This is a genomic window from Streptomyces sp. NPDC024555 (genome assembly GCF_055559335.1).
Window position 1 is genome coordinate 50,235 of the sequence record NZ_JBVHKV010000033.1, and the last position, 20,225, is coordinate 70,459.

A 20,225-nucleotide genomic window follows, 5' to 3' on the forward strand; every position below is an offset into this window, starting at 1 on the left:
CACCACCCGGATAGGTGAATCCCCGACCCCGCCCCTCCGCACCCGTCGACGCTTGCGACGGCCCCGCCGCCCCCGTAGAAGATCCCCAGCAGAAGTTACCGCCCGGTACTGACCGGGCTCCGAAGCACGGGGGCGACAGCGATGAGCACGAACAGGACCAGGCCCGCCGGACGTCACGACGCCCGCAGGCCCGAAGCCGTACCCGCACAACGCCGCCGGACGCCCCAGCGCCTCCGGCCCCACCACTGGTTCGCCGAACGCCTCCTCGCGGTCCTCAGCGGCCAGCGCCCCGTCCACTGGATGCTGGGCCACACCATCGGCGACGCCTACGACCAGCTCGCCGAACTGGCCCCCGCCACCCCCCTCAGGAGCCGGGGCGCCCGCCCCGTCATCCGCATGTGCCACGGCGCCCAGCCGGCCCCCGGCGTCGTCGAGGCCTGCGCCAGCATCGCCGCCGGCGAACAGGTCCGCGCCATGGCCTTCCGCCTCGAACAGGGCCCCGACCTCCGCTGGCGCTGCGCAGCCGTGGAACTCGGCAACACCCCACTCCGCCACTCCTGACCCGCCCGCAACCACCCCCACCCGACGAAACCACGGAACATCCCATGAACGCCGCACAAGCCCCCAGAACCCTCCCCTCACGCCCAGACCTCCACCAGACCCCACCGAGGCCTCCAGGCGCCCCCCAGCCCCCTTCCCGACCCCACGCCGGAACCGGCCACCCCCACCCCTCAACCAAAACCCCCCGACCGAGCCCGCCTCCGCCTCCAGCCCCTCCCAGCCCCACCCACATCTGAGACGCAGGTCCAGAGCCGAGTCCGGCCCCTCCCCCAGCCCCACCCACACCTGAGACGCAGGTACAGGGCCGAGCCCGCCCCTCCCCAGCCCCGCCGGCGTTTGAGGCGCGGGGTCCGGGGCAGCGCCCCGGTTTCGGGAAGGGGCGGGGAGGGGATCAAGCCCGCCGCAGGCGCACCCCCACCCGCACCCGCACGCCCACCCACCGCACCCCCACCCCGCACAACGGCCGGGGCCGGACACCCCTAGGTGCCCGGCCCCGGCCGCAAACGCGAAACCGCCTACTTCTTGCGGCGACGCCCCCCACCACTCTTCTGCGCCTTGCGCCGCTCCGCCCGGGTGAGCCCGTCCGACTCGGACGCCGTACCACCGTCCCCGTTGGAGAAGTCGCCCTCGACGACCCCGCCCTCCCCGTCCACCGTGGGAGCGGAGAAGTGCAGCCGGTCCGGCCGCTGCGGAGCGTCGAGCCCCTTGGCCCGGATCTCCGGCCGCGCGGCCGGCACCGCGTCCTCCTTGGACAGCGACGTCGCCGCGTCCTGCACCGGAACCTCCTCGACCTGCTGCTCGACCTGGACCTCCAGGTTGAACAGGTAGCCGACGGACTCCTCCTTGATGCCCTCCATCATGGCGTTGAACATGTCGAAGCCCTCGCGCTGGTACTCGACCAGCGGGTCCTTCTGCGCCATGGCCCGCAGGCCGATGCCCTCCTGGAGGTAGTCCATCTCGTAGAGGTGCTCACGCCACTTGCGGTCCAGGACGGACAGCACCACACGCCGCTCCAGCTCACGCATGATGTCGGAGCCGAGCGTCTTCTCCCGCTCGTCGTACTGCTCGTGGATGTCTTCCTTGACGGACTCGGCGATGAACTCGGCCGTGACACCGGCCAGGTCCCCGGCCGTCTCCTCCAGCTCGGCGACGGTGACCTTCACCGGGTAGAGCTGCTTGAACGCGCCCCACAGCCGGTCCAGGTCCCACTCCTCGGCGAACCCTTCCGCCGTCTCCTGGCGGATGTAGTCGTCGATGGTGTCGTCCATGAAGTGGCGGATCTGCTCCTGCAGGTCCTCGCCCTCCAGGACGCGGCGCCGCTCGCCGTAGATGACCTCGCGCTGCCGGTTGAGGACCTCGTCGTACTTCAGGACGTTCTTGCGGGTCTCGAAGTTCTGCTGCTCGACCTGCGACTGCGCGGACGCGATGGCCCGGGTCACCATCTTGTTCTCGATCGGCACGTCGTCCGGCACGTTGGCCATCGACATCACGCGCTCGACCATCTGCGCCTTGAACAGACGCATCAGGTCGTCACCGAGCGACAGGTAGAAGCGGGACTCGCCCGGGTCGCCCTGACGGCCGGAACGACCGCGCAGCTGGTTGTCGATACGACGCGACTCGTGCCGCTCGGTACCGAGGACGTACAGCCCGCCGAGGTCCTTGACCTCCTCGAACTCCGCCTTCACGGCCTGCTCGGCCTTCTCCAGCGCGGCGGGCAGCGCGGCCGCCCACTCCTCGACGTGCTCCACCGGGTCCAGACCGCGCTGGCGCAGCTCCGCCTCGGCGAGGTCGTCGGGGTTGCCGCCGAGCTTGATGTCGGTGCCTCGTCCGGCCATGTTCGTCGCGACCGTGACGGCGCCCTTGCGGCCGGCCTGGGCGACGATCGTCGCCTCACGGTCGTGCTGCTTGGCGTTGAGGACCTCGTGCTGCACACCGCGCTTGGAGAGCTGCTGCGAGAGGTACTCGGACTTCTCGACCGAGGTGGTGCCGACCAGGATCGGCTGGCCCTTCTCGTGCTTCTCCGCGATGTCGTCGACGACGGCGGCGAACTTCGCGACCTCGGTGCGGTAGATCAGGTCCGACTGGTCGACGCGCTGCATCGGCCGGTTGGTCGGGATCGGGACGACGCCCAGCTTGTAGATCTGGTGGAACTCGGCGGCCTCGGTCATCGCCGTACCGGTCATGCCGGAGAGCTTGCTGTAGAGGCGGAAGAAGTTCTGCAGGGTGATCGTGGCGAGCGTCTGGTTCTCGTCCTTGATGTCCACCCCTTCCTTCGCCTCGATCGCCTGGTGCATGCCCTCGTTGTAGCGGCGGCCGGCGAGGATACGGCCGGTGTGCTCGTCGACGATCATGACTTCGCCGTCGATGACGACGTAGTCCTTGTCCTTCTTGAAGAGTTCCTTGGCCTTGATGGCGTTGTTGAGGTACCCGACGAGCGGCGTGTTCACCGACTCGTAGAGGTTCTCGATGCCCAGCCAGTCCTCGACCTTGGCGACACCGGGCTCGTGGATGGCCACGGTGCGCTTCTTCTCGTCGACCTCGTAGTCGCCGGTCTCCTCGATGCCCTTGAGGGGGTTGCCCGCCTCGCCCTTGGACAGGCGGGTGACCAGCTTGGCGAAGTCGCCGTACCACTTGGTGGCCTGGTCGGCGGGGCCGGAGATGATCAGCGGCGTACGGGCCTCGTCGACGAGGATCGAGTCGACCTCGTCGACGATCGCGAAGTTGTGGCCGCGCTGGACCAGCTCCTCCTGCGACCACGCCATGTTGTCGCGGAGGTAGTCGAAGCCGAACTCGTTGTTCGTTCCGTACGTGATGTCGCGGCCGTACTGCTCGCGGCGCTCGGCCGGCGTCATGTTGGCGATGATGCAGCCGACGTCGAGGCCGAGGAACTTGTGGACGCGGCCCATCATCTCGGAGTCGCGGGAGGCCAGGTAGTCGTTCACCGTGATCAGGTGGACGCCCTTGCCGGAGAGCGCGTTGAGGTACGCGGGCAGCGTGCCGACCAGGGTCTTGCCCTCACCGGTCTTCATCTCGGCCACATAGCCGAGGTGCAGCGCGGCGCCGCCCATGATCTGGACGTCGTAGTGGCGCTGGCCGAGCACGCGCTTGGCGGCCTCGCGGACGGTCGCGAAGGCCTCGGGGAGCAGGTCGTCGAGGCTCTCGCCGTCGGCGTACCGCTCCTTGTACTCGTCGGTGAGCGCCCGCAGCTCGGCGTCGGAGAGGTTGACGAAGTCCTCTTCGATGGAGCTGACCTGGTCCGCGATGCGGTGCAGTTTGCGCAGGATCTTGCCTTCGCCTGCACGCATGAGCTTGTTGAAGACGGACACTGAGGCTGGTCTCCTTGCCGGTCGGGCCTGGGCACTGGGTCGTGTGAGGACACTGGCGCGGGCACGGCAGGTGGGCCCCACCGCAACGGCCATCGTAAGCGAGGACCCGGCCGCGCCGGGAGGGCTGCCGCCGCGTTGACCCCGCAGCGCCCCTCCGAGTCAACGGACGAAGGGCACCGAAGGTGCCGGGAAGCACGAAAAGTACTCGCCCCGCGGCGCCCGCCTCACCAGAATCCGTCCATGGAGCCGATCACTCTCACCACCGAACGCCTGCTGCTTCGCCCCTTCGCCCCCGAGGACGCGGACGCGGTGTACGAGGCCTGTCAGGACCCCGCCGTCCAGCGCTGGACGGTCGTCCCCTCGCCGTACGCCCGCGACGACGCCGACACCTTCACCCGCCGCCTGGTGCCGGACGGCTGGCGCGACGACACCGCCTACAACTTCGCCGTGGTCCCGCACGAGGGCGGCGGGCTGGCCGGAGCGGTGGGCGTGAGCCGCCGCCCGGACCCGGGAACGTTCGAGGTGGGCTACTGGACGACCCGTGAGCACAGACGCCGCGGCTACACGACGGAGGCGGTGCTCGCCGTCGCCCGCTGGGCCTTCACCGCGCTGGGCTGCGACCGCCTGGAGTGGCGGGCCGAAGTGGGCAACGAGCCGTCGCGGGCCGTCGCGCTGCGCGCGGGCTTCCGCATGGAGGGCGACCAGCGCTCCGCCCTGGTCAACAAGGGGGTGCGGCGCGACGGCCGGCTGGGCTCGCTGCTCCCGTCCGACCTCGGTCTGCCGTCGGCCCTCGCGTACGTCCCGGACGGTGCCGCCGGTCCCCGGTGAGGGAGTGCCGCGACGGTGAACCGCCTTCCCGGCCCGACTGTCGGTGCCGCCCTCTAGGGTTCGGGTCATGACGCCTGTGCAGTCCCCCGCCGTCGAACTCTCCGCCGACCAGGCCCGCAGGATCGCGCTGCGGGCCCAGGGATTCCTGGGTGCCCCGGACCGCCGCTCCGGGGTGCCCGGCGTGCTGCGGCATCTGGGCGCGGTGCAGCTCGACACGATCTCCGTCCTCGCCCGCTCGCACGAGCTGATCCCGTACGCGCGCCTGGGCGCGGTCGGCCGCCGCCCCGTCGAGGAGGCGTACTGGTCGGGCGGCCGCGCCTTCGAGTACTGGTCGCACGCGGCCTGCATCCTCCCGGTCGAGGAGTGGCCCCACTTCGCGTTCCGCCGCCGCGCCTACCGCTCCCGCCCGCAGTGGCACCACGACCTTCCCGACGGGGCGTACGCGAGGGTCATCGACCAGCTGCGCGCCGAGGGCCCCCTGACGGCGACGGAGCTGGGCGGCGCGAAGAACGGCGGGGAGTGGTGGGACTGGTCGGCCTCGAAGGTGGCCGTCGAGCGCGCCCTGATGTACGGCGAGGTGGTCTGCACCGAGCGGCGCGGCTGGAAGCGGGTCTACGACCTGGCCGAGCGCGCCCTGCCGGACGCCGTGCTGCACGACGATCTGGACGACGCGGAGTGCCTGCGCCGGCTCGTGGCGCTGGCCGGGCAGTCGCTGGGCGTCGGCACCCGGGCGGACATCGCGGACTACCACCGCCTCAAGGGCGAGCAGTTCGACGCGGTGGTGGCGGACTCGGGGCTGGTTCCGGTGACGGTGCGGGGCTGGTCCAAGCCGGCCTGGGCCGATCCCGCGGCCCTGGCCTCGGAGCCCCGGGGGCGTCACCGTACGACGCTGCTCTCGCCGTTCGACTCACTGGTGTGGGAGCGGGCGCGGACCGAGCGGATCTTCGGCTTCACGCACCGCCTGGAGGCGTACGTTCCCAAGCCCAAGCGGATCCACGGCTACTTCGCGATGCCGCTGCTGGCGGGAGGCCGGCTCCGGGGGCGGGTCGACCCGGCGCGGGAGGGCACGACGCTGGTCGCCCGGCAGGTGTCGCTCGCGGACGCGAAGGCGGTCGAGCCGATGGCGCGGGCGCTGGCGGAGGCCGCCACGTGGGTGGGGTGCACGGACGTGCGGCTGGAGCGGGTCGACGCACCGGAGCTGCGCACGGCACTCGCCAAGGAGCTCGGCCGCGTGCCGGCCTGAGCACTCCCTCCGCGGAAGGGGCGCTACGGCCGGTTCACCGGATCTCCAGGATCTTCTCCCGCATGGCATAGACCACCGCTTCCATGCGGGAGTGCAGCTGGAGCTTCTCCAGAATGTTGCGGACGTGGTTCTTCACGGTGTTCTCGGAAATGAACAGCTCTTTCGCGATATCGCGATTGTTCATGCCCGTGGCGACGAGTTTCAGGACCTCCAGCTCGCGCTCGGTGAGCCGGGGCGCCGGAACGAGGCGCCGCTCGTCGGTCCGCTGGATCATCGACTTGAACTCGGTGAGCAGTTTGGACGCCATGGACGGACTGATCTGGGACTGCCCGTCGGCCACCGCGCGAATCGCGGTGGCGACCTCGTCCGTGGAGATCTCCTTGAGCAGATATCCGGTGGCACCGGCCTTGATCGCGTCGTAGAGGTCCGCCTCCTCGTCGCTGATCGTCAGCATGATGATCTTCGCGCTGGGGGCCACCTCCTTGATGGAGGTGCACGCCTCGATACCGCCGCGCTTGGGCATCCGGACGTCCATCAGAACGATGTCGGGCAGCAGATCGGCCGCCTTGTCGACCGCTTCGGCCCCGTCGCCCGCCTCGCCGACCACCTGGATGTCCTCCTCCTGCGCGAGGACGATCTCCAGCCCCCGGCGGAACAGGGCGTGGTCGTCGACCACCAGGACCCGGATCGGCTCCTTGCGGGAGCCTCCGTCGTCGTCCGCGGCGGCACGGGAGCGCCGCATCTCATCGGCATCGTGCGCGTCGCGTACGGGCCCGAAGGTGTCCGCCATCGTTCTTCCCCCTGAAGGCCACGGCCTGATTCGGACGGTCCGCCAACGGCAGTTCACAGCGCACCGATTGGCTTGGGCCGCCATGATTTCATGCCCGGACGGCGATGCGGTGATCCCGTGGTCGCACGGGGGTGCCCCTGGGGGCGCACAGGGCGCTCCAGGGGCACCACGAGGTGAGGGCGTCAGCCGCCCAGCGCACCGCCGGCGCCGCCCGCCTCGTCGGCGGCCAGCGGGTCGGTCCTCAGGTGGATGACACCGTAGTCGTAGGCGTGTCGCCGGTAGACGACACTCGGTTCCTTCGATTCGGAATCGACGAACAGATAGAAGTCGTGACCGACCAGCTCCATCTCGTAGAGCGCCTGGTCCAGTGACATGGGCGCCGCCACATGCGTCTTCTCTCGCATCACCAGCGGTCCTTCGCCCTGCACTTCGAGCGAACCGATCCTGGTGGTGGGTACGGGCCGGTCGCCCTCGTCGGCGACCAGCTCGCCGTCACCGTTGAACGACGCCGCGTCCGGCACCGTTTCGCCGACCTCCGCAGCGGGCGTACGACCCGATCCCCGGCGGCTGTAGCGCTTGTCGTGCTGCTTGCGCAGCCGCGCCTCCAGCTTGCCCGTGGCCAGGTCCAGCGCTGCGTACGGGTCGCCTGCGGCCGCTTCCGCCCTGATGACCGGTCCACGCGAGCGGAGCGTGATCTCCACCCGGTCGGAACGGTCCGCCTGACGAGGATTCGGCTCCTTGGACACCTCCACGTCGAGGCTGATCACCTTGCCGTCGAACTTCTGGATCTTGTCCAGCTTCAGCTTCTCGGCCACGTGCTTGCGGAACCGCTCGGGCACCTCGGTCTTGCGGCCCTTGACGACGATGTCCACGCAGAACTCCGTTCCCGGATCGCTCCGCTCCCTGGCGGAGCATCTCCCTTTTGCACCAGGCCCCGGTGATGTCCGGAGCCGCGGACTCGGTGACTTCCACCTCCTCCTCCCCCATCGGGGAGGTCTCCATCCCACCGAATTTCCGGTTTCGGTCCACCGGTGGGTCGCCTGCCCGAAACCTGGTGGTGCATTCGCCGAGGTCTGGCATTCACCATTCCTCACAACCGAACATAGCCTGCTCGGCGGGATGTCGGCACCCGCTACTCGCACGTACCTCCGTTCAGGTCTTTTTACCCTCTCATCACCTGCAACGATGCAAGTTCAGTTCCAGTTCCGGTTTATTTCGAAGGCGGAGGGAGAAGCGGCCACGACCGCCGCGTGGCGGACCCCGGAGGCGTCCCGGACCCCCGCCCGTCCCAGCGCCCCTGCCGCCTCGGTCAGCGAGGCCCCGGTGGTCAGCAGATCGTCCACCAGCACCACCCGCCCGGCGGCGAGCAGCCGCGCGCCACCGGGCACGACGCCCAGCGCACCGGTCAGATTGGCCAGCCGCTCCCGGGCCCCGAGCCCCGACTGGTCGGCCACCGGCCGCCGCTGCCGCAGCACCCCGGCCACCCGGGCGGGGATCCCGGCCCGGCGCAGCTCGGCGGCGGCCACCCACGCGATCCGCCGGGCGGGGTCGTGCCCGCGCGCGGCGACGGCACGACGGGCGGAGGGAACGGGCACGAGCAGCAGTGGCCGCGCGTCCGGCTCCTTCCCCGCGCCGGCCCGCACCGCACCCGCCAGCGCCCTGCCCGCGGCCCCGGCCAGACCGAGCGCACCGCGCTCCTTGTGGGCCAGCAGCACCGCGCGCACCGCGTTCTCGTACGCCGCCGCGGCGTGGACCACGGGCAGCCCGGCCGGCTCGGGATCGGGTCTCACCCGGCGCGGCGCCCCGCCGTACAGCTGCGCGCCGCATCTCTCGCACAGCTCCGTCCGCGGCGTGCCGCAGCCCCCGCAGACCACCGGCAGGACCAGTCCGGCGATCTCCCGCCACCACCCGCGCATGACTCCATGCTGCCCCCGCGGGGGCAGGGCGGCCACCCCTGTGGACAACGCCGGCCGAGGCCGTGTCCGCCGCCGGTGGTCAGCCCGGGTAGACCAGCGCGGAGCCGTCCTTGAGGCCCGTCTGCCAGTTCTCGCCGGGCATCAGCTTCACTATGCCGTCGCCGACCGTGTCCGCCATCAGCGGAAGCTGCTCGTCGTCGGCCGCGGCGATGGCCCGCACCTGGTTGACGCCGGGCAGCACGCCCGAGGTCGGCGTCGAACCGTCGGCCTGCACATAGCGGACCTGCTGGACCCCGCCCTCCTCCTTGCCGACCACCACGAGCCGGCTGCCGCCGGACCACGACATCGCGGTCACGTCCGCGAGCTGGGGCGCGGCCTGGCGCAGATCGACCACGGAGACCTGTCCGCCGTCCTCCGGGCCGGTGCGCTCGATCCGGCCGATGTGCAGCGTCGTACGGTCGTCGCGCGTCAGCAGCAGGGCGATGCGCACTCCGTCCGAGGACAGCCGCAGGGCCGTGATCCGGCTGCCGCCGAGGCTGGGCACGGTGACTTCCTCGGGTTTGCCCTTGCCGCCGGCCAGTCGCAGCAGCCGCGCGTTCCCCGGGTCCCGGTCGGCGACCCAGAGATCGCCACGACCGTCCCAGCTCGGGGCCGTCAGCCGGTCCTTGACGCGGGGGGCCTTGCTGGTGACCGACGGGAGGGGCAGATCGCCGTCCACGGCGAGGGAGGAGACGTAGAGCGCGTCCCCGTGCTGCGAGACGGCCGCCGCGGTCTGTTCGTCCCGGGCCACACCGACCGCGCTCACCCGCAGCGAACCGCTGCCGAAGGGGCCGGTGACGGGCTCCGGGGTGCCGCTGCCCCGGGTGCTGCCCGGAATGCGCTGGACATGGCCCTTGCCGTCGACGAAGTACTGGCTCTCCGGCCCGCCCGAGGAACCGGCCGGGGCGTACTCCTCCGCCTGGTCGGCGTCGAGCACGCACAGGGACGAACTGTCGGAACGCTGCAGTTCCACCTGCTCGACCCGCGCCGAGGTCAGGTCCCGCAGCGTGAAGAGGACCTGCGAGGCCATCATCCGGCAGGAGCTCTGCCCGACCCCGTCCGCCTTCTTGTTGAGCGGCACCTTGAGCACGTTGCGGTCGTCGGGGGTGAGCGAGGTGACCCCCTTGCGCAGCGCCGTACCGGCGGGGAAGCGCGATTCGACCACGGGGCTCAGCCACTCCGTCGGCCCGCTGAGCAGGCTGCGGACCGCCTGGGTCACGGTGTCGGTGCCGGTGGCGGGGTCGGTCCGGTTGCGCAGATAGACCGGGTCGGCGACCAGCGTGGACTTGGCGTCGCTGCGCCCCGTGGCGAAGTAGAACTTGTTGACCGAGCGGTAGAGCCGCTTGAAGTCGGACTGGCCGAGTATCAGTCCGTCCGGCACGAAGTCGATGCGCCACTCCTTGCCGTCCGGGCCGTTCTCCCGCACCAGGTGCAGCGTGCGGGAGAACTCCGTCGGCGCGAGCGGCTGGTAGGCGTTCTGGTCGTCGACCGTGGCCACCTTCTCGCCGGTCAGCGTGTAGGTCACCTCGTCGGTGCGGCGGTCGCCCTCGTGGATCGGGCGGTCGCTCCGGTTCGGGGCCTTGGCCAGCACCGTGGTCAGCGCGCCCGGCTTCCACCGGCTCGACGCCTCCTTGGTCAGGTACTGGCGCGTCGTACGGAAGTCCGAGTCGTCACTGGTCATCGACTCCAGGAAACCGTCGACCACCTCGTTGGGCGTGGCACCGTCACGCGGCGCCACGGCGTACACCTGGACCTGCGAGTCACCGGGCTGCGAGGCGTCCACCGCCTTCACGTCCCCGGTGACGGGCATGGAGCCGCAGGCGGTCAGCAACAGCATCCCGCCGCAGCCGAGCAGCACGGTCATGCCCGCCGCGTGTCCGCGGCCGTCACGGCGGCGGTCAGTGCCCACGAGTCGTGTCCTCCCGCCCCCGGTCCTGCCGGGGAGAGTCGTTGTGGCGGGCCGGGCGCTCCTCGGCGGAGCGCGGCACCACCCGGGCGCCGCTGCCCGGCAGTGCCGCCGGGTGCACCGAGGCCGGTGCGGTCCGGGCGGAGACGGGCAGCGCGGACCGGTCGGTGCCGGGCGGCTGCGTCGGAACCGTCATCAGCCGGTGCTCGCCGCCCCGGGCGGGTGTGCTCCCCGACCGCTCCCGGTTCTCCCGGTTGTTCCGCGAGTCCTCGGGCTCCAGCGGTATCGGCGAACCGCGGAGCGGTTCGTCCGCCGTACGCGGCAGCGTCAGCCGGAACTGAGAGCCGCCGCCCGGCTCGCCCCAGGCCTGCAGCCAGCCGCCGTGCAGACGCGCGTCCTCGACGGCGATGGACAGACCGAGTCCGGTGCCGCCGGTGGTCCGGGCGCGGGCCGGGTCGGCCCGCCAGAAGCGGTTGAAGACCCGTGTCGCCTCGCCGGGCTTCAGCCCCACGCCGTAGTCCCGGACGGCCACGGCGACCGCGCCTCCGGCCGCCCCCATCCGCACCACGACGTCACGGCCCTCACCGTGCTCGACGGCGTTGACGACCAGATTGCGCAGCACCCGCTCCACACGGCGCGCATCGGCCTCCGCGATCACCGGCTGCTCGTCGCCGACGACCCTGATCCGGGTCCCCTTGCGCTCGGCCAGCGGCTCGGCACCACCGATCACCCGCCGCACGACCTGGCGGAGGTCTATCGGCTCGGCCTCCAGCGCCGCGGCTCCCGCGTCGAACCGGCTGATCTCCAGCAGATCGGAGAGCAGCGACTCGAAACGGTCGAGCTGGTCGCCGAGCAGCTCCGCGGAGCGCGCGGTGACCGGGTCGAAGTCGACCCGTGCCTCATGGATGACGTCGGCGGCCATCCGTACGGTCGTCAGCGGGGTCCGCAGCTCGTGCGAGACGTCCGAGACGAACCGCCGCTGCATCCGGGACAGCTCCTCCAGCTGCTGGATCTTCAGCTGGAGGTTCTGCGCCATCTTGTTGAAGGCCTCGCCGAGCCGGGCGATGTCGTCCTCACCGGTGACCTTCATCCGTTCCTGGAGCCGCCCGGCCGACAGCCGTTCGGCGATGCCCGCCGCCATCCGCACGGGCGTGACGACCTGGCGCACCACGAACCACGCGATGGCCCCGAGCAGCACGACCACGAACAGTCCCGCGGTCGCCAGCGTGCCCTTGACCAGGTTCAGCGACTTCTCCTCCTGCGTCAGCGGGAAGACGTAGTACAGCTGGTACGGATTGCGCTCGACGTCGTAGAGCCGCTTGCCCACGACGAGGCCGGGCTGCGACTCGTGGCCGTTGGAGTACTTGATCCGGGAGTACGTCTGGTACGCCCCCGAGCCCTTGTTCACCGAGTCGCGCAGCTTCTGCGGAATGCTCGCCGCCTCGACGCTGCCGGAACCGCGCGGCGCACGGGACCCCTCGTCCGCGCTGAGCGCCACCACGTTGAACGCGTTCTTCCCGCCACTGGCGAGCTGGTCGACCAGCTCGGTCCGCCAGGAGTTGTTGGTCGTCGCCCCGTCGGTTCCCTCGTTGTTCTGGCCGTTGACGTTGAGGGGCGCGTTGGCCTTCTCCTGGGCGGCGGAGAAACCACCCGCGGCCTGGGTCTGGGCGGCCTTGCTCTTGGCGTCCAGCAGACCGTTGCGCACCTGCCCGATCACGACGAGACCGAGCAGCAGCACCACTCCGAGCGACATCAGCAGCGTGCCGGCGACGACCCGCAGCTGGAGGTTGCGCCGCCACAGCCGGACCGCGGGCAGCAGCGGACGCCGCACCCAGCGCATCAGGAGCCTGGGCAGCGGCCCGCCGGGCGCCCGGTCCTGGAACAACCGGCCGCCCTGCAGGAAGCGCCCCAACGGAGACGACGTGTGCCCCGAACCGGCAGCCCGCTCCGTACGGACTCCCGGCTCCCCGGGCTTCGGAGCAGCGCTGCCCAGGGTCATATCAGCTCGGTCCGGCCTTGTAACCGACACCGCGGACGGTCACCACGATCTCCGGCCGCTCCGGGTCCTTCTCGACCTTGGAGCGGAGCCGCTGCACGTGCACGTTCACCAACCGGGTGTCGGCGGCGTGGCGGTAGCCCCAGACCTGCTCCAGGAGCACCTCACGGGTGAAGACCTGCCACGGCTTCCGGGCGAGCGCGACCAGCAGGTCGAACTCCAGCGGGGTCAGGGCGATGGACTGCCCGTCCCTCTTCACCGAGTGACCGGCCACGTCTATGACCAGGTCACCGATGGTGAGCTGCTCCGGTGCCGGCTCCTCGGACCTGCGCAGACGTGCCCTGATCCGGGCCACCAGCTCCTTCGGTTTGAACGGCTTGACGATGTAGTCGTCGGCCCCGGACTCCAGGCCCACCACCACGTCAACCGTGTCGCTCTTGGCAGTGAGCATGACGATCGGCACGCCGGATTCGGCCCTGATGAGCCTGCAGACCTCGATGCCGTCCCGTCCGGGCAGCATGAGGTCGAGCAGGACCAGGTCCGGCTTCGCTTCACGAAATGCAGCAAGTGCCTTGTCGCCGTCCGCTACGAACGACGGCTCGAAACCCTCACCACGCAGCACAATCCCGAGCATCTCGGCCAGTGCGGTGTCGTCGTCGACGACAAGGACGCGTCCCTTCATAATCGACATCATCCCATTAGCTAATCGTTACCTGCGATGATCTGGCACACAGCTCTGCCAGCCCGACCCCCGTGACCGGGGAGATTACGCCCTCTTCCGTGACGATCGCCGTGACGAGTTCCGGCGGTGTGATGTCGAACGCGGGGTTGTACGCCGGGGTTCCCACCGGTGCCACGGGCACCGGCCCACCCCCACGCCCTCCGGCCGCCCCCTGCGGGAATGTGACCTCCGTCACTTCACTCGCGGCGCGCTGCTCGACCGTGATCGCCGCACCGTCCGCAGTCCGCAGATCCACGGTCGTGGTCGGCGCCACCACGATGAACGGCACATGGTGGTACTTCGCCAGCACCGCCAGCGGATAGCTCCCCACCTTGTTGGCCACCGACCCGTCCGCGGCGATGCGGTCCGCCCCGATGAGCACCGCGTCCACCTCCCCCGCGGCGAACAGCGACCCCGCCGCGTTGTCCGTGAGCAGGCTGTACGGCATGCCGTTGCGCGCCGCCTCGTACGCGGTCAGCCGGGCGCCCTGCAGCAGCGGACGGGTCTCGTCCACCCACAGGCACCTGAGCCGGCTCGCCCGGTGCGCTCCGAGTGCCACCGCGAAGGCCGTGCCCTCACCGCCCGAGACCAGCGCCCCGGTATTGCAGTGCGTGAGAAGCCGGTGACTTCCGCCCGGCAGCAGCTCGTCGAGCAGGGCCAGCCCGTACTCCGCCATGCGCCCGCTGGCCTCGGCGTCCTCCCGGTGCAGCGCCCTGGCCTCCGCCAGAGCGGCCCCGGCGGCCTGCTCGGGACCGGCGCCCTTCTCCACGGCCGCCCAGTACGCCCCGGCGGCCCGGCTGACGCCGTACCCGAGGTTCACCGCGGTGGGCCGCGCCTGCTCCAGCAGCTCCGCGGCCTCGGCGACGTCGTACCCCCGCACGGCGGCGAGAGCCACTCCGTAGGCCCCCGCGATGCCCAGCAGGGGCGCCCCCCGCACCGCGAGCGTCCGGATGGCCTCCACCAGCGCCGGAACATCGGTACACGCCAGTTCGGCCTCCTCGGCCGGCAGCCGGGTCTGGTCGAGGAGCACCAGCACGGGCCCTTCCGGCGGCTCGTCCCAGCGGAGTACGGGAAGGGCGGCGGGCTCGCTGCCCACCGGCGTTTGCGCATCCTGATCAGCCATCCGCCCAGTCTGCCCCGCCCGTCACTCGCACAGGAAGAAACCGCCGAGATACCAGGGAGATCCGGGGCCCGGCCCGCACCGGAGTGACGCGTGGCACGATGGCTGCCAACCTGACGCCCCGATACGCGGACAGGACCGTGAAGGAGCGAGCAATGAACGACACTCCGGGCTGGGCCTCGCCCGGATCCGCCCCCTCCGACGACCAGGAGCCGGGCGTCCCCCGCCCCTCCGGTCCCGCCGACGGCTCCCCCGCGGGGAACTGGTCCTCCGCGCAGCCGCCGGCCGGGCAGTGGTCCCCGCCGAGCGCTTCCACGCCCGGACCCGGCGTCCCGACTCCTCCCCCCGGCTGGGGTGTCCCCCCTCAGGGCCCCGGCCGGCACTACCCGCCGGCCGCGGCCAAGCCCGGTGTCATCCCCCTGCGCCCCCTGGGCGTCGGCGAGATCCTGGACGGCGCCGTGTCCGCCATGCGGGCCCACTGGCGCACCGTCCTCGGCATCACGCTCGCCGTGTCGGTGGTCGCCCAGACCGCCAATCTGCTCATCCAGCGCTATCTCCTGCCGGACCCCCCGGCGATCGACCGGAACGCGACCGGCTCGGAAGCCCTGCGGCAGGCGACCGAAGCCTTCCGCTCCAGCCTCCTGAACGCCACGCCTCCGATGCTCATCGGCATGCTCGCCACGATCTTCACGACCGCCGTGCTGACCGTGGTGATCAGCCGCTCGGTACTCGGCCGGCCCGTCACGCTCGGCGACGCCTGGGCCGAGGCCCGGTCCCGGCTGCTCCCGCTGCTGGGTCTGACGGTCCTCCTGGCCCTCATCGCGGGCGCGATCATGACCGTGGGCATCCTGCCGGGCTTCCTGCTGGGCGACACGGCTGGTGTCGGGCTCGCCTTCCTCGGGCTGCTGGCCGCGATCGTGGTCTTTCTCTGGCTGATGGTCCGCCTCTCCCTTGCCTCCCCCGCCCTGATGCTGGAACGGCAGTCGATCGCCGCCTCGATGCGACGCTCCGCCAAGCTCGTGCGCGGCGCCTGGTGGCGCGTCTTCGGCATCCTGGCGCTCACCGTCCTGCTGACCTTCGTCGTGACGCTGGTCATCGGCATCCCGTTCGGGCTGATCGCCGCAAGCGTCGACGGAGGCGGTCTGAGCGCCTTCGCCACGGGCGAGACCACCGAATTCGGCTGGCCCTTCCTGATCGTCTCGGCCATCGGCGACGTGGTCATCTCCACGATCACCTACCCGCTGTCCGCAGGCGTCGTGGCCCTCCTCTACGTGGATCAGCGCATCCGCCGCGAGGCCCTGGACCTCGAACTCGCACGGGCAGCCGGGCTGCCGGGCTACGACGACAGGAGCTGACACCGTGTCGGGGGCGGGAGGTACTACAGCGGCACGGCTGATCATCCGGGCGGGCGGTGACGTACCCGTGGACACTCCACGGGTACCCGCACGCGAGGCGGCACAGCGCGAACTGTCCGATCCGAAGTACCACGAGAACGATCCGAACCTGCTCCAACGAGCGATGGACCACCTGTGGACCTGGATCGGCGACCTCCTCTCCGCCGCCTCCGGCGCCGCCCCGGGCGGCCCCGTCGGACTGGTCGTCCTCGTGCTGATCGTCATCGCCCTCGTCGCCGCGCTCGTATGGCGCCTCGGTTCACCACGGCGCATCCCGACGCCACGGGACGCCCTCTTCGAGAGCGGCCCCCGCAGCGCCTCGGAACACCGCACCGCCGCCGACGCGCACGCCGCCGCAGGCCGCTGGAACCAGGCCGTCCAGGAGCGGATGCGGGCGATCGTCCGCTCTCTGGAGGAACGCGCCCTCCTTGACCCGCGCCCCGGGCGCACCGCCGACGAGGCCGCCGCGGAGGCCGGCCGCGTCCTGCCCGGCCACGCCCCCCGACTCCGTTCCGCCGCGCGGGAGTTCGACGACGTCACATACGGCGGTCGCTTCGCCGGCCGGCAGGCGTACCTCGCCCTCCGGACCCTTGACCTCGACCTCGAATCCACCACTCCGGACCTGGCCGGCGCGCACCCGGGAGCCGCCGGATGAGCACGGCCACCACCGCTCCCTCCACCTCCGCCTCGCCCACCGCGCGCCAGGTCTGGACCCGCGCCCGTGGGGTGCTGCTGGCCCTCGTGGTCCTCCTCGTCGCAGCCACGGCTCTGGCCGCCACCCGTTCCGGCGAGCAGCACGGCCGGCTCGACCCCCGCTCCGCCGACCGCTACGGCAGCCGGGCCGTGGCCGAACTCCTCAAGGACCGTGGCGTGTCCGTCAGCGTGGTCACCACCCTCGAAGCCGCCATGACCCCGGCGGGTCCCGACACCACGCTGCTCGTCAGCGCCCCCAACCTGCTGACACCGAACCAGCGGCACACGCTCCACGGGGCGACCGCCGGCGCGGGGGGCCGCACCGTGCTCCTGGCCCCCGGCCCCGCCGCGGCGAGCGAGCTGGCCCCCGGGGTCCGTGTCGGCTCCCCCGCCCAGGTCATCCCCCGACCTCCGGAGTGTTCGCTGCCCGCCGCCCTTCGAGCGGGCCCGGCGGAAACAGGCGACTTCCGCTACACGGCCGACGGCCCGGACTTCCTCGCGTGCTACCCGGTGGACACGACGTCCTCCCTGCTCGTCCTCCGCGAGAGGGAAGCGGGCGACACCGTTCTGCTGGGCGCCCCCGACCTGCTGTACAACGAACGTCTCGACCACGAGGGCAACGCCTCCCTTGCTCTCCAACTTCTCGGCTCCCGACCACATCTCGTCTGGTACATCCCTTCACTCAGCGACCCCTCCGCCGGAAACGGCGGCGAAGGAGATGGCAACGGCGCGGACAGCGACGGGACGGAAGGCGAGAGCGGCTTCGTCGATCTCATTCCGTCGGGCTGGCTCTGGGGCACCCTCCAACTCGCCCTCGCCGCCGTGCTGGCCGCGATCTGGCGGGCCCGGCGTCTGGGCCCGGTGATCGTGGAACGGCTGCCCGTCGCCATCCGGGCCTCCGAGTCCACCGAGGGACGCGCCCGTCTCCAGCGCAAGGCCAACGCCCGGGACCGTGCGGCCGCGTCCTTGCGCCGGGCCACCCGCACACGGCTGGCCCCTCTCGTCGGCGTCCCCCTCCGCGACGCCCACTCCCCCGCGGAACTCCTTCCGGCCGTTTCCGTACGCCTCGGCCCCTCCGACAGCGATCTCCACGCGCTGCTGTTCGGTCAGGCCCCCACCGACGACGCGGCCCTCGTGCTTCTGGCTGATCGACTCGACACCCTCGAAAGAGAGGTCCGTACCTCATGAGCGCCCCGCTCCCCACTCCCGCCCAGGCCACCGGCACCGTCGCCGACGATGCCGCGGCCCGCGCCTCCCTGGAGGCGCTGCGCTCCGAGATCGCCAAGGCCGTGGTCGGCCAGGACCCGGCGGTCACCGGACTCGTCGTCGCCCTCCTCTGCCGCGGCCACGTACTGCTCGAAGGTGTCCCCGGGGTGGCCAAGACACTCCTGGTGCGCGCGCTCGCGGCGTCACTGGAACTCGACACCAAGCGCGTCCAGTTCACCCCCGATCTGATGCCGAGCGACGTCACCGGCTCGCTCGTCTACGACGCCCGCACGGCGGAGTTCTCCTTCCAGCCCGGCCCGGTGTTCACCCATCTGCTGCTGGCCGACGAGATCAACCGGACGCCCCCCAAGACCCAGTCCTCGCTGCTTGAGGCGATGGAGGAACGACAGATCACGGTCGACGGGGTCTCCCGCCCCCTGCCGGACCCCTTCCTCGTCGCCGCCACACAGAACCCCGTCGAGTACGAGGGCACCTACCCCCTGCCCGAGGCCCAACTGGACCGTTTCCTGCTCAAGCTGACGGTGCCGCTGCCCTCCCGCGACGACGAGATCAGCGTCCTGACCCGTCATGCCCAGGGCTTCAATCCCCGCGACCTGGACGCGGCGGGCATACGCCCCGTCGCCGGACCCGCCGATCTGGAAGCCGCACGAGCGGCCGTCGCCAGGACCTCGGTCTCGCCGGAGATCGCCGGCTATGTCGTCGATATCTGTCGTGCCACGCGTGAATCCCCCTCGCTCACCCTCGGCGTCTCACCCCGAGGTGCTACCGCTCTGCTGTCCACGGCCCGCGCGTGGGCCTGGCTGACCGGTCGCGACTACGTCACCCCCGACGACGTGAAGGCGCTCGCTCTCCCCACGCTTCGGCACCGCATCCAATTGCGACCGGAGGCGGAGATGGAGGGAGTCACCCCGGACTCCGTCATCACCGCTGTCCTCGCTCATGTCCCCGTACCCCGTTGAGGCGGTGAACCGTGGCCCTCACCGGACGCTCCGCCCTACTGGCCGCCCTGGGGTCACTCCCTGTAGGCATCCTGGCCCCGAGCTGGACGGGCCTGCTCGCGGTCAATGCCCCGCTCTCGCTAGCAATTCTGTGCGACTATGCCCTGGCAGCGCCAGTGCGACCGCTGCAGTTCACCCGATCCGGTGATACAACCGTTCGACTCGGCGAAGCGGCCGAGGTGCAACTCACCGTAGTCAATCCTTCCCGCCGCCGGCTCCGCGCACACCTGCGGGACGCCTGGCCGCCCAGCAGCTGGCTGCCCGGCACGGCCCATGACGCGTCCCGCCACACGCTCGACGTCCCGGCCGGCGAACGTCGCCGCGTCACCTCGCTCCTGCGTCCCACGCGCCGCGGTGACCGCCGCGCGGAGCAGGTCACCGTCCGGTCCTACGGCCCGCTGGGCCTTGCCGCGCGCCAGGGGAACCATCGGGTCCCATGGACTGTGCGCGTGCTCCCCGCGTTCTCCAGCCGCAAGCACCTGCCGTCCCGACTCGCCCGTCTGCGCGAACTCGACGGGCGCACGAGCGTCCTCACCCGGGGTGAGGGCACGGAGTTCGACAGCCTGCGCCCCTATGTGCCGGGCGACGACACCAGGTCGATCGACTGGCGGGCCACGGCCCGTCAGTCGGCGGTGGCGGTGAGGACGTGGCGTCCGGAACGCGACCGTCACATCCTGGTGGTCCTGGACACCGGCCGTACGTCGGCCGGCCGGGTCGGCGACGTGCCCCGTCTCGACGCGTCCATGGATGCGACGCTGCTTCTGACCGCCCTCGCCTCACGTGCGGGCGACCGTGTGGACGTTCTCGCCTATGACCGCCGGGTCCGGGCCCACGTCCGGGGCGGCGGAGCCTCGGGCGACGTCTTGTCGGCCGTGGTGGAGGCGCTGTCGCCCCTGGAGCCGGAGCTGGTGGAGACGGATGCCCGTGGTCTCTGCGTCGCGGCTTCGGCGCACGCGCCGCGCAGGTCGTTGATCGTCCTGTTGACCAGCCTGGACGCGGCGCCCATCGAGGAGGGGCTCCTCCCTGTGCTTCCACGTCTCACTCGGCGCCACACCGTACTGGTGGCTGCGGTACGCGATCCGCGTATCGAGGAGATGGCCGGTGCCAGGGGCACGGTGGACGCGGTGTACGAGGCAGCTGCCGGGGCCCGAGCCCAGGATCAGCGTCGCCGGACGGCCGAGCAGTTGCAGCGGCACGGAGTAGTGGTCGTCGATGCGACACCTGCCGCTCTCGCGCCGGCGCTTGCGGATGCCTATCTGTCTCTCAAGGCATCCGGGCGCCTCTAGGCGCGCCAGGCCAGGCCCCAGACGCAAAAGGACCCGGGTCGCACCAGCCAGCGAAGAACTGGTCCGATGCGACCCGGGTCCGAAAGGGCCCTGAAACGCAGAAAAGCCCCGTGCCATCGGCACGGGGCTTTCCCACAATGATTGTTCGGCGGCGTCCTACTCTCCCACAGGGTCCCCCCTG

Annotated in this window: 16 protein-coding genes; 8 read left to right on the forward strand and 8 right to left on the reverse strand. The window is 71.3% G+C overall.

The window, feature by feature from the left end; genetic code table 11:
- Positions 1–141: 141 nt before the first annotated feature.
- Entirely contained in the window at positions 142–561 is a 420-nt protein-coding gene (locus ACZ4FH_RS35545) for an Rv3235 family protein (protein ID WP_467310080.1), read from the forward strand.
- 515 nt (positions 562–1,076) lie between these two features.
- Here ACZ4FH_RS35545 and secA read toward each other — a convergent pair.
- Positions 1,077–3,887 (reverse strand): preprotein translocase subunit SecA, encoded by a 2,811-nt coding sequence (gene secA / locus ACZ4FH_RS35550; RefSeq protein WP_467310082.1) that lies wholly within the window; start codon positions 3,885–3,887, stop codon positions 1,077–1,079.
- A gap of 240 nt (positions 3,888–4,127) precedes the next feature.
- Between secA and ACZ4FH_RS35555 the strand changes: the two genes are divergently transcribed.
- Positions 4,128–4,715, forward strand: a complete 588-nt coding sequence (locus ACZ4FH_RS35555; RefSeq protein WP_467310084.1) for a GNAT family N-acetyltransferase — start codon at positions 4,128–4,130, stop codon at positions 4,713–4,715.
- A 67-nt stretch (positions 4,716–4,782) separates the two neighbouring features.
- Positions 4,783–5,958 (forward strand): winged helix-turn-helix domain-containing protein, encoded by a 1,176-nt coding sequence (locus tag ACZ4FH_RS35560; protein ID WP_467310086.1) that lies wholly within the window; start codon positions 4,783–4,785, stop codon positions 5,956–5,958.
- A gap of 34 nt (positions 5,959–5,992) precedes the next feature.
- Here the strand turns inward: ACZ4FH_RS35560 and ACZ4FH_RS35565 are convergent, their stop codons facing one another.
- The 7 genes from ACZ4FH_RS35565 to mtnA form a co-directional block, all read right to left on the reverse strand.
- Complete coding sequence (locus tag ACZ4FH_RS35565; RefSeq protein WP_467310088.1) at positions 5,993–6,748, reverse strand: response regulator; 756 nt, start codon at positions 6,746–6,748, stop codon at positions 5,993–5,995.
- Between the two features lie 182 nt (positions 6,749–6,930).
- A complete protein-coding gene (gene hpf, locus ACZ4FH_RS35570; RefSeq protein ID WP_383651074.1) occupies positions 6,931–7,620 on the reverse strand; it encodes a ribosome hibernation-promoting factor, HPF/YfiA family in 690 nt (229 codons plus the stop codon).
- Between the two features lie 321 nt (positions 7,621–7,941).
- Positions 7,942–8,664 carry a ComF family protein gene (locus ACZ4FH_RS35575; RefSeq protein ID WP_467310091.1) on the reverse strand — a complete coding sequence of 241 codons (723 nt, stop codon included), beginning with the start codon at positions 8,662–8,664 and terminating at the stop codon, positions 7,942–7,944.
- 79 nt (positions 8,665–8,743) lie between these two features.
- Positions 8,744–10,567 (reverse strand): LpqB family beta-propeller domain-containing protein, encoded by a 1,824-nt coding sequence (locus ACZ4FH_RS35580; RefSeq protein WP_467310111.1) that lies wholly within the window; start codon positions 10,565–10,567, stop codon positions 8,744–8,746.
- A gap of 34 nt (positions 10,568–10,601) precedes the next feature.
- Entirely contained in the window at positions 10,602–12,608 is a 2,007-nt protein-coding gene (gene mtrB, locus ACZ4FH_RS35585; protein ID WP_467310093.1) for an MtrAB system histidine kinase MtrB, read from the reverse strand.
- A 1-nt stretch (position 12,609) separates the two neighbouring features.
- On the reverse strand, positions 12,610–13,299 hold the full coding sequence (gene mtrA / locus ACZ4FH_RS35590; protein WP_187740742.1) for a two-component system response regulator MtrA: 690 nt from the start codon (positions 13,297–13,299) through the stop codon (positions 12,610–12,612).
- A 4-nt stretch (positions 13,300–13,303) separates the two neighbouring features.
- Complete coding sequence (mtnA, locus tag ACZ4FH_RS35595) at positions 13,304–14,449, reverse strand: S-methyl-5-thioribose-1-phosphate isomerase (RefSeq protein ID WP_467310097.1); 1,146 nt, start codon at positions 14,447–14,449, stop codon at positions 13,304–13,306.
- 152 nt (positions 14,450–14,601) lie between these two features.
- Here mtnA and ACZ4FH_RS35600 point away from each other — a divergent pair, with 152 nt between their 5' ends.
- From ACZ4FH_RS35600 to ACZ4FH_RS35620, 5 genes are read left to right on the forward strand one after another with little or no spacing between them, the layout of a single operon-like run.
- Positions 14,602–15,801: a DUF7847 domain-containing protein gene (locus ACZ4FH_RS35600; protein ID WP_467310099.1), complete on the forward strand. Its 1,200-nt coding sequence runs from the start codon at positions 14,602–14,604 to the stop codon at positions 15,799–15,801.
- A 4-nt stretch (positions 15,802–15,805) separates the two neighbouring features.
- Positions 15,806–16,495, forward strand: coding sequence for a DUF4129 domain-containing protein (locus tag ACZ4FH_RS35605; protein WP_467310101.1), 690 nt, complete (start codon positions 15,806–15,808; stop codon positions 16,493–16,495).
- On the forward strand, positions 16,492–17,721 hold the full coding sequence (locus tag ACZ4FH_RS35610) for a DUF4350 domain-containing protein (protein ID WP_467310103.1): 1,230 nt from the start codon (positions 16,492–16,494) through the stop codon (positions 17,719–17,721). The genes ACZ4FH_RS35605 and ACZ4FH_RS35610 overlap by 4 nt, the downstream gene beginning before the upstream one ends.
- Positions 17,718–18,719: an AAA family ATPase gene (locus ACZ4FH_RS35615; RefSeq protein ID WP_467310105.1), complete on the forward strand. Its 1,002-nt coding sequence runs from the start codon at positions 17,718–17,720 to the stop codon at positions 18,717–18,719. Before ACZ4FH_RS35610 ends, ACZ4FH_RS35615 begins: the two co-directional genes overlap by 4 nt.
- Before the next feature lie 11 nt (positions 18,720–18,730).
- A complete protein-coding gene (locus tag ACZ4FH_RS35620) occupies positions 18,731–20,044 on the forward strand; it encodes a DUF58 domain-containing protein (protein ID WP_467310107.1) in 1,314 nt (437 codons plus the stop codon).
- Positions 20,045–20,225: the final 181 nt, after the last annotated feature.